Origin of the sequence: Bifidobacterium catulorum, assembly GCF_003129925.1 — a bacterium.
GTDB classification, from domain to species: Bacteria; Actinomycetota; Actinomycetes; order Actinomycetales; family Bifidobacteriaceae; genus Galliscardovia; species Galliscardovia catulorum.
The window spans coordinates 1-14,458 of the sequence record NZ_QFFN01000046.1 but is presented as its reverse complement, the minus strand read 5'-3'; the positions used below and the strand labels follow the sequence as shown (position 1 = coordinate 14,458).

General features: G+C 63.7%; 11 protein-coding genes. All 11 read left to right on the top strand.

Annotation, left to right across the window (positions count from 1 at the left end):
• Nucleotides 1-137 precede the first annotated feature (137 nt).
• The gene (locus tag DF200_RS09845) at nucleotides 138-929 is read left to right on the top strand and encodes an L-fucose dehydrogenase (protein ID WP_109138100.1); all 792 of its coding nucleotides are present in this window, start codon (nucleotides 138-140) and stop codon (nucleotides 927-929) included.
• A 9-nt stretch (nucleotides 930-938) separates the two neighbouring features.
• Nucleotides 939-1,433, top strand: a complete 495-nt coding sequence (locus tag DF200_RS09840; protein WP_109138099.1) for an RbsD/FucU family protein — start codon at nucleotides 939-941, stop codon at nucleotides 1,431-1,433.
• A complete protein-coding gene (locus DF200_RS09835) occupies nucleotides 1,430-2,200 on the top strand; it encodes an amidohydrolase family protein (RefSeq protein WP_109138098.1) in 771 nt (256 codons plus the stop codon). The genes DF200_RS09840 and DF200_RS09835 overlap by 4 nt, the downstream gene beginning before the upstream one ends.
• Nucleotides 2,201-2,212: 12 nt before the next feature.
• Entirely contained in the window at nucleotides 2,213-3,109 is an 897-nt protein-coding gene (locus DF200_RS09830) for a dihydrodipicolinate synthase family protein (protein ID WP_109138097.1), read from the top strand.
• Between the two features lie 456 nt (nucleotides 3,110-3,565).
• The gene (locus DF200_RS09825; RefSeq protein WP_109138096.1) at nucleotides 3,566-4,774 is read left to right on the top strand and encodes an ROK family protein; all 1,209 of its coding nucleotides are present in this window, start codon (nucleotides 3,566-3,568) and stop codon (nucleotides 4,772-4,774) included.
• Nucleotides 4,771-5,751, top strand: a complete 981-nt coding sequence (locus DF200_RS09820; RefSeq protein ID WP_109138095.1) for an ROK family protein — start codon at nucleotides 4,771-4,773, stop codon at nucleotides 5,749-5,751. Before DF200_RS09825 ends, DF200_RS09820 begins: the two co-directional genes overlap by 4 nt.
• A 62-nt stretch (nucleotides 5,752-5,813) precedes the next feature.
• A complete protein-coding gene (gene nagB / locus DF200_RS09815; protein ID WP_109138094.1) occupies nucleotides 5,814-6,602 on the top strand; it encodes a glucosamine-6-phosphate deaminase in 789 nt (262 codons plus the stop codon).
• A 30-nt stretch (nucleotides 6,603-6,632) separates the two neighbouring features.
• The gene (gene nagA / locus DF200_RS09810; protein ID WP_109138093.1) at nucleotides 6,633-7,904 is read left to right on the top strand and encodes an N-acetylglucosamine-6-phosphate deacetylase; all 1,272 of its coding nucleotides are present in this window, start codon (nucleotides 6,633-6,635) and stop codon (nucleotides 7,902-7,904) included.
• A 216-nt stretch (nucleotides 7,905-8,120) separates the two neighbouring features.
• Nucleotides 8,121-10,844, top strand: a complete 2,724-nt coding sequence (locus DF200_RS09805) for a YhgE/Pip domain-containing protein (RefSeq protein ID WP_241520223.1) — start codon at nucleotides 8,121-8,123, stop codon at nucleotides 10,842-10,844.
• 3 nt (nucleotides 10,845-10,847) lie between these two features.
• Nucleotides 10,848-13,112, top strand: coding sequence for a YhgE/Pip domain-containing protein (locus DF200_RS09800; RefSeq protein ID WP_109138091.1), 2,265 nt, complete (start codon nucleotides 10,848-10,850; stop codon nucleotides 13,110-13,112).
• 314 nt (nucleotides 13,113-13,426) lie between these two features.
• Entirely contained in the window at nucleotides 13,427-14,176 is a 750-nt protein-coding gene (locus tag DF200_RS09795) for an alpha/beta hydrolase (protein ID WP_109138090.1), read from the top strand.
• Nucleotides 14,177-14,458 lie beyond the last annotated feature (282 nt).

Sequence of the window (14,458 nt, the reverse complement as noted above, 5' to 3'; positions counted from 1 at the left end):
CTACGTGGCCCCGACCGCGCCGGGCAACGGGTGCGAGATGAATCTGGAGACCACCGAGAAATACCTCCACAAAGACTGACCAGACAGCCACATCATATGGAAACCACATCGTATGGAAACGTAGCAAAGGAGCTCTTATGGATCTGCATCTTCAAGGCAAGGTCGTCATCGTCACCGGCGGCTTCAAAGGCATCGGCAAGGGCATCGTCATGGAACTCGTGCGGGAGGGCGCCATCCCCGTCATCCTGAACCGTGACGACGACAAAACGGAGGAATTCAGGCAGGAGGTCGAACAGCTCACCAAGGACTATGCGATCTATCTGCTCGATCTCAACGACACCGACAAGATCGCCCCGATCGTGGAGGACGTCCACGCGAAATACGGCCACATCGACGGCATCGTGAACAACGCAGGACGCAACGACAACAAGGACCTGGAAACCACCTCGTGGCGGGACTTCGAGGAATCCATCCATGGCAATCTGACGCACTACTACGAGCTGGTCCACGCCGCCGTGGGGTATCTCAAGGAGAGCAAGGGCGCCGTGGTGAACATCTCGTCCAAGACCGCGCTGACCGGCCAGGGCAAGACCAGCGCCTACGCGGCGGCCAAGGGCGCCATCCTGGGGCTCACACGCGAATGGGCCGCGGCGCTCGCCCCGGACGAGGTGCGGGTGAACGCCATCGTGGTCGCGGAATGCTGGACGCCGCTGTACGCCAACTGGATCAAGACCTTCGGCGACGAGGAGGCGCAGCAGGCGCGTCTGCGCGTCATCACCGACAAGATCCCGCTCGGCCACCGTATGACGACCGCCGAGGAGATCGGGGCCACGGCCGCGTTCCTGCTGTCGGACCGCTCCTCCCACACCACCGGACAGTGGGTGTTCCCCGACGGCGGATACGTGCATCTCGATCGCGCACTGAGCTAAGGAGCCGTCATGCTGAAGGGAATACCTCCGCTGCTGTCCCCGGAACTGCTCAAGGCGCTGGATGAGATGGGCCATGGCGACACCCTCGTCATCGCCGACGGCAACTTTCCCGCCGAGGCGATCGCTTCGGCGGGCGGACGCACGGCCATCCGCTGCGACGGCCACGGCGCGCTGGACGTGCTCGAAGCCGTATTGGCCGTGCTGCCCATAGACACCTATGACGACGAACCGATAACCCTGATGGAGGTGGTGCCGGGCGACCCGGTGGAAACCCCCATCTGGAACGACTACCACGCCGCCGTGCGCCGCTATGACGAACGCGGCGAAAAGGCGTTCGCCACACTGGAACGGTTCGCGTTCTACGAGGCCGCCGAACACGCCCGGTGCGTCATCGCCACCGGTGAGACCGCCCAGTACGCGAACCTGCTCATCCGCAAGGGCTGCGTGCTCGGCGACGACCTATGGACGCCGGACCGGGCCTCCTGGAAGGGCGGTGGCGCATGACGCTCAAGGTCATTGACTCGCATTTCCACATCTGGGACCCGCAGGCGCAGGACCTGCCCTGGCTGGCCGGTCTGCCCAAGCTGCGGCATCCGTATGCCATCGAGGATCTCCAAGCCGAATACGCGCAATTCGGCGTGGACTTCCTCGGCGGCGTATACGTGGAGGTGGACGCCGCCGACTATGAACAGGAGGACCGCCTGCTCTACGAGAACCGGTCCCCGAAGATACTCAAACGCATGCTGCGCGCGACGCTGAGTCCGTATATGCGCGTGCCCATCAACGCCGACGGCATCCGTGAGCCTCTGCATGTGGGGTCGTCCCCGCGCGGACGGTGCCTCGAACCCTCGTTCATCGAAGGACTGCGGGCCATGGCGGCCAAAGGCCTGCCATTTGAACTGTGCAACCGGGGGGAGGAGCTGCCCGACATGGCCAGGGCCTTCGCCCAGGTGCCCGAGGCAACGGTGATTCTGGACCATCTGGGCAACGCGCCGGGACTGGACGATGCCACGAAGCGGGCGCTGGGGGCCATGGCCGCGCTGCCGAACTCGTATATCAAGGTCTCCGGCGACAACCCGGTCGACCCCGATGTCGTGCGGTTCGTGCGCGACGTGTTCGGTCCGAGGAAGGTGCTGTACGCCTCGAACTGGCCTGTCGTGGAACTGAACTCCACGTTCGCCGCGCACTTCCGGCTCATGCTCGACATGTTCGGCGAGGACGAGGACTTCTTCATGAACAACGCCGTGAGGGCCTACGGCATCGAACTGTAGAAAGGAACGACAATGACCAATAGCGCATCCGTGTTCTCGGGCGTCATCTGCCCGTCGATCACCATCACCGACGACGAGGGGAACATCGACTACGACCTGTGGGGCCGGCATCTCGACCATCTGATCGAGGCGGGCATCGACGGGGTGCTCGTGTTCGGCAGCATCGGCGAGTTCTACGCGTTCCCGCTGGAGGTGAAGCGGCGGGCCGTCGACTTCGTCGTGCAACATGTCGCCGGCCGCATCAACGTGTTCGCCGGCGTGGGCGACACGAACATCGACAAGGTGACGGACTTCGCGAAGGCCGCCGAAAAGAGCGGCGTGGATGCGCTGGTCGTCGTCTCGCCGTACTACTTCGGTCCCACGCCGGACGCCGCGAAGGCGTATTTCGGCGCGGTGGCCTCCGCCACCGACCTGCCGGTCATCCTGTACAACTTCCCGCCGCGCACCGGCAGCGACCTGACGCCACAGCTCGTGGCCGACCTCGTGGCCGAACATCCGACGATCGTCGGCATCAAGGACACGGTCGACACGATCAGCCACACCAGGAAGATCATCCGTGCGGTGCATCCTATCAAACCGAACTTCTCCGTATTCTCCGGATTCGACGAATATTATCTCGTCAACCGCGTCTCCGGGGGCTCGGGCGTGATCTGCGGGCTGACCAACGTGGAGCCCGAGACCTTCGCCAGGCTCCATGGGGCGTATGAGTCCGGCGACTATGCGACGGCGATCGAGGCCGCCGAACGAATCAGTCATCTGATGGCGATCTACGATCAGGCGGACCTGTTCATCTCGGCGATCAAGGGCGCCGTCAAGGCCAAGGGTCTGCCCATCTCGACACTCGTGCGGGAGCCAGCCGTGCAGCTCACCGACGGGCAGTACGCGAACATCCGGGCGATTCTCGAATAGGCGAGGTATTCGCCGCTTCCTTTGCATCGGTCTTTCCGAAGCCGGCTTTCCCGGCTCCGGGAGGGCCGATTTTTCGTTGTGGGGCGAGTTCCCGTCCCGGTGGATGTGCGGACGGCGCCTCATTAATGTCAATAGAGATTACATAAATATGTAACGTCGGTAAAACATTGATATGACAGCACTGTAAAGAACGACTTCGGTGCTTTTGTTTATGGATTATTGTGGCGTGTCGGCCGGTTGATGATATTAAAGTAAAGATTGTTGACATAAAAGCATCGATTGACATCAATTGGTGATGAAGATCTTGACGAAAGGCCGATGATGGATGACGGGGGCACTTCCGGACGTCATTCATCGTTGCGGGATGTCGTTTATGACGGCAAAACCGCAACGATGGTGACGAATTTGGGTGTGCCTCAGCGGAAAATGGAGAAATCCAACCAAAGGAGAGCATCCATGCCGTCAAAACCCCTGAAGTCAGACCCCTCCGATGTGCGAGCCAGCAATATCAGAGCGGTATTCAGCCTGCTGTTTCCTTCGGGGCAGATGTCCCGTGCCGAACTGGGGCGTCGTGTGGGGCTGTCGCGCATGGCGATCAGCGAAGTGGTCGCCGAAATGGTGGACAGCCATCTGCTGCGCGAAATGGGGATGGACAGCCGCACCGGCCGCGGCAAACGTTCGGTGATGCTTGCCGTCGACTCCGATGGATGGCGCATCGTGTCCATCGACCTGACGCATCGGTTCGTGCTCCGCGGCGCATTGACCGACCTGTGCGGCCGTATCGTGGAACGCACGGAGATTCCCTGCGACGATCTTGGCAGCGTGCAGCCCGAAACCGTATGCGACCTGTGCGAACGCCTGCTGGCCGAAACCGATAAGCCGATACTGGGTCTGGGCGTCGCCGTGCCGGGCATCGTCGTCGACGACGGCGTCGTAAGCCGCAGCGTCAACCTCGGATGGACGAACGTGCCGCTGAAGGAACGTCTTGAGGAACGGTTCCATATCCCGGCCGTCGTATGCAACGACACCAATATGGCGTTGCTGTGCGAATGCACGTTCGGGCAATGCTCCGACAACTCCATGTTCGTGGGGGTGAACGACGGTGTGGGCGCGGCCGTATGCGTCAACGGCGAGATAGTCATGGGCCAGCATTGCGCCGGCGGTGAGAGCGCGCATGTGGTGGTGGACCCCAAGGGGCCGCAGTGCGTGTGCGGCAAACGGGGATGCCTTGAGGCGCTGCTGTCGGCGCCGCGGCTGCGCAAACGGATCGAGAACGAACCGGAGGCGCGCACCGCGATCCTGGCCGAAGCCGGTCAGCGGCTGGGCAGCGCATTGTCGATGTCGGTGAGCCTTCTGGACCTGAGCGACATCGCGGTGTTCGGGCCCCCGGAAATCGTCGGCGAGGCATTCATCGGGGCCATGCGCGAGGAGCTGGAGGCCGGCATCTCCGCCGACTACCGGTCGACGCCGGTGCTGCACCGTTGCCAGCAGGGCGAGGACCTGTTCCTTCGCGGACAGGCGGTGGCGGTGGTCAAGCTGCTCATCGACCGCATCCATAACAGCGATCTTGAATCCCGCGTCCCCGAGAAAACGGGCCGCGACATCACAGGGGCTGCATCGTCGCAGGACCCCTCCCGATCAGAAAGGAGGCCGACCGCATCATGAACCAGCAGACGAATGACCGGTCCGTTGCATACGTCGGCATTGACGTAGGCGGGACGAAGATCGAGGGCGTGCTCGCCACGACGGACGGCCGCGGCGTCATGAGGGTGCTCGATGACGTGCGCATCCCCGCCCGGCGCGGCGAACACGAGGTGATGGAGGACGTCCTCTCCGTGGTACGGTCGTTGCTCGCCTCGGCGGAACGACGTGGCGACGCGGCCTCCATCGCGGGCATCGGCATCGGCACCCCCGGGCGCGTGGACAGCAGGGCCGGGGTCGTGGAGCACATCGCCAATCTGGACGTCGCCCGGCTTGACTTCGCCCGGGGCATAGGCGACGCCACCGGACTGCCGGTATACGTGGAGAACGACGTCAACGCCGCGGCGCTGGGAGCCAACGCGGTGATGAGCGACGACCGTGCCGCCGACGATGACGTGGTGGCGTTCCTCAATCTCGGCACCGGAGTGGCCGCCGGCATACTGCGAGGCGGCAGGATCGACACCGGCTGCACCGGCGTGGTGGGCGAGGTCGGGCACATCCCGGTCGAACCGCACCGCTGGAAATGCGCGTGCGGACAATACGGATGCCTGGAGACGGCATGCGGAGGTCTGGCGATCATCCGGCAATGGCCTGAGGCCAACCCGCCGCTGCCGGACATCATCGCCAAGGCATACGACGAAGCCAGCCCCCGCCATACGGCCGCCGTGCGCACGCTCAACACCGTGGTCGGCGCCATCGCCGGCGTCATCGACATCCTTGCGATGACGGTGGATCCGCGGATCATCATCCTCGGCGGGGGAACCGCGAAGACCGGGGAGCCGCTGCTGGACGAGATCCGCGCCGAACTGCGCCGCCGAGAACAGGGCAGCGCGTTCATCACCTCGCTGCGATTGCCCGAACGCATCGTCCTTGTGCCCGGAGACCAGCCCATCGGGGCGATCGGAGCGGCCTGCGCCGTGATGGATTCGCTCTCCCGCTGACACGTCACACACATCATCCACACCCACAACCACCACGGAAACCACCTCAGAAAGAAGGAACCATGACGGAAGTCATCATCGTGAGGAACGAGGACGAAGCAGGGGAGATCTACGCGCGATGCGTGGCCGGTCTCATCAAGGCGAAGCCCGATTGCGTGCTCGGTCTGGCCACGGGATCCAGCCCATTGGCCGGATACCGTCATCTGGCACGGCTCGTCAAGGACGAAGGCATCGACGTCTCCGGCGTGCGCGGATTCGCACTCGACGAATACGCGGGCCTCGATCCGAACCATCCCGAATCGTACCGCAGCGTGATCACCCGCACGGTGGTGGAGCCGCTCGGCCTCGACCCCGCCAAGGTGCATGTGCCCAACGGGAACCTCGACACCATCCGCGACGCCGGCCACGAATACGATGCCGCCATCGAGGCCGCCGGCGGCGTCGACGTGCAGATCCTCGGCATCGGCACCGACGGGCACATCGGCTTCAACGAGCCCGGCTCCTCACTCGCCTCCGGCACCCGCATCAAGACGCTCACCGAACAGACCCGCATCGACAACGCGCGGTTCTTCGACGGCGACATCGACCAGGTGCCCACGCACTGCATCACCCAAGGCATCGGAACCATCATGAAGGCGCGGCATCTCATCCTCATGGCGTTCGGCGACGGCAAGGCCGAGGCCGTGGCCGAAACCGTGGAAGGCGGCGTCTCCTCGCTCTGCCCCGCCTCGGTGCTGCAACTGCATCCGCATGCCACCGTCATCGTGGACGAGGCCGCCGCATCGCGTCTGCGCAACAAGGACTATTACCGCTGGGCCTACGCGCACAAGCCCGCATGGCAGGGCATCTGAAAGGCGCATCGGACAATGGCATCGGCATCAATGGCAACGCCATCGCACATTCCCGGGGCATCCTCTGAAACATCGGAATCCCAACGACGCGGACGCGCCGACGACATCGCCGCGGCGTTGCATCGGCCCGCCGCATCGTTTGTCATCCGCAACGCGCGGAAAATAGACGCGCACGGCGTGCGGGAACGGTTCGGCATCGTCGTCCGCGACGGCGTGATCGCCTCCCTCGAGGGTGACGGCGATGATGTCGCCGGCAACGACGGCCTCCCGGTCATCGACGCCGGCGGACGCATCATGACGCCCGGCTACGTCGACATCCACGCGCATGGCGCATGGGGTACCGCATTCGACGACGGCCCCGACGCCATCGCGCTCGCCCGCGCCGGCCACATGGTCCACGGAACCACACGGCAGGTGCTGAGCCTCATCACCAACCCCATCGACACGATGTGCGCGAACCTCGCCGTCGTCCACGACATCACGAACGACCGTCCCGACGTGCTCGGCGCACACCTCGAAGGACCGTTCCTCGCCTTGGCGCGCAAGGGCGCGCATGACCCCGAATGCCTGCGCGACCCCGTCCCCGAACTCGTCGACCGGTTGCTCGCCGCCGCAGACGGATGCCTGCGGCAGATCACCATCGCACCCGAGCTGCCGCACGGCGTCGACGCCATACGCCGATTCGCCGATGCCGGCGTCATCCCCGCCGTCGGCCATTGCGACGCCGACTACGAGACCGCCGCCCGGGCCTTCGACGCCGGCGCCACCATCATGACCCACATGTTCAACGCCATGAACGGTCTGCACCACCGCAAGCCCGGCCCCATCCCCGCAGCCGTCGAAGACCCGCGCGTCACCATCGAGCTGATCAACGACGGCTTCCACGTGCAGAACCCGATGGTCCGGCTCTCCTTCGGCTTCGCACCGCATCGCACGGCCTTCATCACCGACGCCATGGCCGCCACCGATTGCCCCGACGGCCGGTACCGGCTCGGCGCCCTAGACGTCAACGTCGTCGACGGCCATGCGCGGCTGGTATCCAACAACGCCATCGCCGGATCCACGCTCGTATTGGAACGCGCGGTGAGCCGGGCCGTGCTCGACCTGGGCATCTCGGCGGTCGACGTCGTCGAAGCCGCCACGCTCACACCCGCCAAGGCGCTCGGCCTCGACCGTCCCAACACCGTCACGGAGGCCCCGATCGGTCTGCTCGCCCCCGGATACGCCGCCGACATCCTGCTGCTCGACCCCGCCACATGGCAGGTAAGGTCCGTCTGGTGCGCCGGACGACGGATGGCATGAATCCCGTCCGGCTCCCCACGGATGGCGGGGGAGCCGGCGCACCTGATCGGAACAACGACACCACCACCCCAAAGTGTTGATTCAATACGACCTCCGGTAACGATTCCGTGGCATTTCATCGCCCACAGGGAGCTTTAGCCGCCGCGGCCCCGGGAATGTCTATACTTTTCCATGGAAAAGTCGGCACTGTCAAAGGCGGTGTATATGCGGACAATCATGCGGATTTTCAGACGTGACATACTCCGCCTGCTGAAGAACCCCGTGGCCGTGGTCATCACCCTGGGCGTGGCGCTCATCCCGTCTCTATACGCCTGGTTCAACATCATCGCAAACTGGGACCCCTACTCCAACACCGGCAACATCCAGGTCGCCGTCGCGAACGACGACCGCGGCACCAGCAACGAGACGATCGGCGAACTCAATGCCGGCAAACAGGTGGTCGAACAACTCCGACACAACTCCCAGCTCGGCTGGCGGTTCGTCGACGCCGAACAGGCCAGACAAGGCGTGCAATCCGGCGAATACTACGCAGCCATCGTCATACCGCAGGACTTCAGCGGCGACCTCGTCGGCATCATCGACGGCGACAGGGAACGCCCGACCATCACCTATTACGTCAACGAGAAGAAAAACGCCATCGCGCCGAAAATCACCGACCAGGGCGCAAACACCATCGACCGGCAGATCAACCAGACATTCATATCCACACTGACATCGACCGTCGCCAACATGATCCGCCAGGCCGGTGGCGACGCCCAACGCACACTCGACAACGGCCGCGACGGCGTGGACGACGACCTCAGGCAAGGCATCGACGATGTGACCGACGCACAAACAGCCATCGACTCCATGACCGAAACCCTCGACGCTGCCGACACCACGCTCGACGACGCGAACACGGCGCTCGCCGCCCTCGACCGGCAGATCGCCTCCGTGAACCGCGCCCTGACCGCCTCCGGCGACGCACTCGGCGAAGCACGCAAGGAATCACTGCGATTCTCCACCACGCTCGACAACACCATGGCCCACGGCGCAAGCGACCTCGGCGGCATCGGCGTGGCCGCCAACACCGCCGCGGGCGGCCTCGTCAACGGATTCAACACCACGCAGAACGGCATCGACAAGGCCGTGGCCAAACCCGCCGCCGCCATCGCCGACCTCAACCAGACCATCGACGACCTGCGCACCCAGCTCAAGGAATCCTCCCTGCCCGCCGACCAGCAGCAACGCATCAACGACCGGCTCGACGCCATCGCCGGCAAACTCGACGAACAACAGCGACTCCTCGACGGCCTACAGGCCGACGGCACCACCATCACCAATGGCGGCATCACCGCCACACAAGGCCTCGCCGGCGCCGTCAACACCGCCGCCAACACGGGCGCCACCGGTCTCAACACCGCGCGCAACAGCCTCAACACCACCGTCACCCCGTCACTGCTCGCCGGCATGGACTCGTTCTCCGCCATGACCGGCACCATGGGCGGAACCCTCTCCGGCCTCACCTCCACGGTCGCGCAGAGCCGCGCGCTCATCGGCCAGCTCCGCACCACGCTCGACCAGACCTCCACCACGCTCGACGGCACCGCCAGATCGCTCGACTCCGTCATCGACGGCCTCAACACCACACGCACCGACGTCAACGCCCTCGGCAGCTCCGCCATCTGGCAGAAGATCTCCGGCAACTTCGACCTCAACTCCACCGAAGTCGGCGAATTCATGGCCTCCCCGGTCAACCTCGTCACCCAGACCCTCTACCCGGTCGCCAACTACGGTTCCGCAGTCACGCCGTTCTACACCAACCTCGCCCTATGGGTCGGCGGCTTCGTGCTCATCGCCATCTACAAGCTCGAAGTCGACCGCGAAGGCCTCGGCAAATTCCACGCCACACAGGCGTACTTCGGACGCTGGCTGCTGCTCGTCACCGTCGGAATCCTCCAGGCGCTCATCGTCACCGTCGGTGACCTCGTCATCGGCATCCAATGCAGGAACCCGGCGGCGTTCATCCTCGCCGGCGTCGCCATATCGTTCGTCTACGTCAACATCATCTACGCGCTCGCCGTCACGCTCAAACACATCGGCAAGGCCGTTGCCGTCATCCTCGTGATCATCCAGATTCCCGGATCGTCGGGCATGTACCCCATCGAGATGATGCCCGACTTCTTCCAACGGCTCAACCCGTTCCTGCCGTTCACCTACGGCATCAACGCCATGCGCGAGACCATCGGCGGCGCATACGGCGGCCACTACTGGCACGACTTCGGCACGCTCGTATGGTTCCTCGTCGGCGCCCTGTTCGTCGGCGTCGTGGCGCGCCCCTACCTGCTCAACCTCAACGCCCTGTTCGACCGCCGACTGTGGGCCACCGACCTCATGGTCGCCGAAAAGAACACCATGACCAACGACCGGTTCCGTCTGGTCTCCGTCATCAAGCTACTGATGGGCGTGCGCGAATACCGCGACCAGATGCGACGTCGCGCCCATCAGTTCTTCAAGATATATCCGCATCTCATCCGCGCCGGCCTGGTCATGATCTGCATACTGCCGCTCGCGTTCCTCGTGCTCATGTTCAGTGTGGAATCGAAGATCCTCATGCTCACCGCATGGATCACGTCGATCATCCTCATCGACGTGTATCTCATCGTCGTCGAATACATGTACGAGAGCTTCGCCCGCCAGATCGACATGAGCGTGATGGAGGGCGACGAATTCCGCCGTACGATCATCCGCCGTCTCAACCCGCATTCGCATGCGTACGCCGGACGCGGAAGCACCGGGCACGCCGCGGAAGACGGTCGCGGCACCGGCCGCGCCCAGCGCGCCGGGGATGCCAAAACCGCCGGGGATGCTGAGGACGTCAAGGACGTCAAGGATGTCAAGCGGCCCCCGCGGCCCGAGGATCCGGCCCCCGATCACGCCACGAACGGCAAGGAGGACTAGGCCATGCGCAACATCTGGCATATCTTCGTCCGCGACGTGCGCAACGCCACCGGAAACGTCATCGGCATCATCGTGGCCATGGGACTGATCATCGTGCCCTCCCTGTACGCCTGGTTCAACATCGCGGCCAGCTGGGACCCCTACGGCAACACGAAGGAACTCAAGGTGGCCGTCGCCAGCGACGACGCCGGATACAAATCCGACCTCATCCCCGTGAAGATCAACGTGGGCGAGACGGTCATATCTACGCTGCGCGCCAACAAACAACTCGACTGGGTGTTCACCGACTCTGACAAGGCCGTCGACGGCGTGAGCTCCGGCGAATACTATGCGGCCATCGTCATCCCCAAAAGCTTCAGCGCCGACATGATGACCCTGTTCTCGACGAAGGTCAATCATGCGGAACTCAAGTATTATCTCAACGAAAAAGCCAACGCCATCGCCCCGCATGTGACCGACGAGGGCGCGAGCACCATCGTCGAGCAGATCGACGAATCGTTCACCAAGACCATCGGACAAGTGGAATTGGACCTCGTCTCCACACTGTTGAAATATTCGCAAAGCGACAATATGAAACAGTATGTGGAACAGGCCACCGCACACATGGCGTCAATGGGCAGGCAACTCGACGGCGCCGCGTCGCAGCTGTCCTCCTATTCCACGCTGCTCAAGGCGTCGCAGGACATCATCGTCTCCACCGACGGGCTCATCGCATCGTCCGGAGACTCCGTCAAGGGCGCGAAACAAGGCCTGAACCAGGCCATGGCCGGCGTGAAATCATTGGACGGCGCGCTGCATGGCGCCGCCGACTCCATCAATACGGCGCTCAAGCAGAGCGAAGGCTCATATGATGCCGTAAGCCGGCAGATCGATACGTCGTTCGACGCCGTCGGAACGCAGTCCGCCGCTGCGCAACGGCGGCTGGAATCCCTCGCCGCAAACGTCGACAAGGCGGCCGACGGCTACGACGACATGATATCCGCGTTGACGACCCTGCGCGACGACACCACCGACGCGACCATCCGGCAGTCGTTGGATAGGACCATCGCCTCGCTCACCGCCTCGCGCGACGCGCAACGCACGTTCGCGAACGATCTGCGCTCGGCGTCGAAATCGTTGGACGACGGCGTCGCCGACGCGAACGCGCGGCGTACGACGTTGAAGAAGAAGGCTGCGGACGCGAAACGGTCCATCACGTCCGTGAAGAACACGTACGACACCGGGCTCAAACCCAAACTCACGACGCTGGCCTCGTCGATCGGCGATGTGAACGCGAAGACCAGGACCGTGGCCGACGGGCTCGCCGCCACGGTCGACGGTCTCGACGGCGTGGCGGACGGGGCGAACAGTTCCATCGGCCAGGTGCGCGGCATCCTCGACACCGCCGCGAAACGGTGCGCCAAGGCCGCCGACAAACTCCAGGACCTCAACAACCGTATGGCCGCGTTGTACAGCAACGGTGGCAGCGGCGGCAGCGGCGGCAGCGGCAAGTCGTCGCAACTGAAGAGCATCACCGACGTCGACGCCGAGACGCTGGCCGCCGTGCTGGCGTCGCCGGTCGTCGTCAACCGCGTGGCCGTGTACCAGATTGCGAACTACGGGTCGGCCATGGCGCCGTTCTACACGATTCTGTCGGTCTGGGTGGGGGCGATCATCCTCGTCGCCATGATGAAGGTGGCGATGTCGGATCGCGGACGCGACGAGGTCATGGCCATGATGCCGCGCAATCTTCGCGAACAGCGCGTGCATCGCGGCATCCCGAGGATCCGGCTGCACGAGGAGTATTTCGGACGATATCTCACCTTCGTGGTGTTCGCGCTGCTGCAAAGCGCGCTCGTGGCGCTCGGCGACCTGTATTATCTGCGCGTGCAGACCATCGAGCCGATGAAATACCTGCTGGTGTGCCTGGTGGCGGGCGTCGTGTTCTCCAACATCACGTATACGCTGGCGCTGTCGTTCGGCGACATCGGCAAGGCCATCGCCGTGGTGCTGCTGGTCATGCAGGTGGCAGGATCGGGTGGCACGTTCCCCAAGGAGACGCTGCCGCCGTTCTTCCAGGCGTTGTATCCGTTCCTGCCGTTCCCGCACGGCATCGCGGCCATGCATGCGGCGATGGCCGGATCGTACGGCGACGAATACTGGCGGGAACTGGGGATGCTGGCGTTGTTCATCATCCCGTCGCTGCTGCTGGGGCTGGTGCTGCGCAAGCCGGTGATACGGCTCAACGACTGGATCATCCGCAATCTCGAAAGCACGAAGCTGATGTAGCGGGTGTGGGTGCCGTGTGCGCTGTGGGCGGTGCGGTGCGTGGTGCGTGGCGTTGTGCGGCGTGGTGCGTGGCGTTGTGCCAAGTGCGCGGCGCGGTTCGTGGGTACATTGCGCTGCGTGCCGTGGCCCCGTGTGCGTGTTGGACTGCAAAAACCGTGATTGTTGGAATTGCAGCGTTTGTGTTCCCGTCACGTAGCCGGAAGTCCAGCACGTAATACGAGGTCCAACACGTAAAGCCAAGTTCGACACGTAACTGTGACCAACGGCACATATCGTGGGATGCCGGCGCAATCATCGGCACATATAGTGGTCTTATGACTAACGATAAGACGACGAAGTTGATCGGACGCGAATCCGACGTGGTGCCGGGCCATTTCGGCGATCCGCAGACCGTGACCCACGCGCAATGGTCGCGCGGCGACGGCGCGGCCAATCCGGCCAAACCCATGTTCCTCATCATGCATGGCTGGGGGTCGAACGAGGAGGAGATCGCCGACCTCATGGGGTACATCGCCCCATACAACGATTATGCGTCGTTGCGTGCTCCGATGCCGATGCCGCCGCAGTTCGCCGACTACGCGCCGAAGGGCTATACGTGGCTGCATGATTCCGTGCCCGCCGGCGAGGATCTCGACTACGATGCGTACGCCGCCGCGAAGGCCGTTGACGCCTGGGTGGCGGCCAACGTGCCCGAGGACCGTGAGGTCGTGCCGCTCGGATTCTCGCAGGGCGGGCTCGTGGCCGTGCATCTGTTGCGCGTGAACCCCCGACGGTATCGTGCCGTCGTGTGCCTGTCAGGATTCATGGCGCCGGGCATCGTGGACGGTACCGCGCCGTACGACAATGCCTTGGGCGCATTGGAGATCCCGGTGTTCTTCGCGTTCGGCGACAAGGACCAGGTCGTGCCACGCAACCAGTACAACGCGCTGAGCGCATGGCTGGAGGAGAACACGTATCTCAAGCTCAAGGAGTACCCGAAACTCGACCATGCCGTGAGTCTGAGCGAGTTCGACGACATCCGTCAGTGGCTGCTCGACAACAACATCACCAGCGGGATCATGTGAACGGCAAATGGCGGGCGTGACGACGCTTGAGGGTGAGTACTGCGTGCGTTGCGTGTTGGACTTTGCCATGTGTATTGGGCCTGACGTTGTGTGTTGGACTTGGCGTTGTGTGTTGGGCCTGACGTTACGTGTTGGACTGCAAAAACCGTGATTGTTGGAATTGCAGCGTTTCTGTTCCCGTCACGTAGCCGTAAGTCCAGCACGCGGCGCCAAGTTCGGCACGTAGCGCCAAGTCCAGCACGCGGCGTCAAGTCCGGCACGCAATATAGTCAGCGCCCGCCG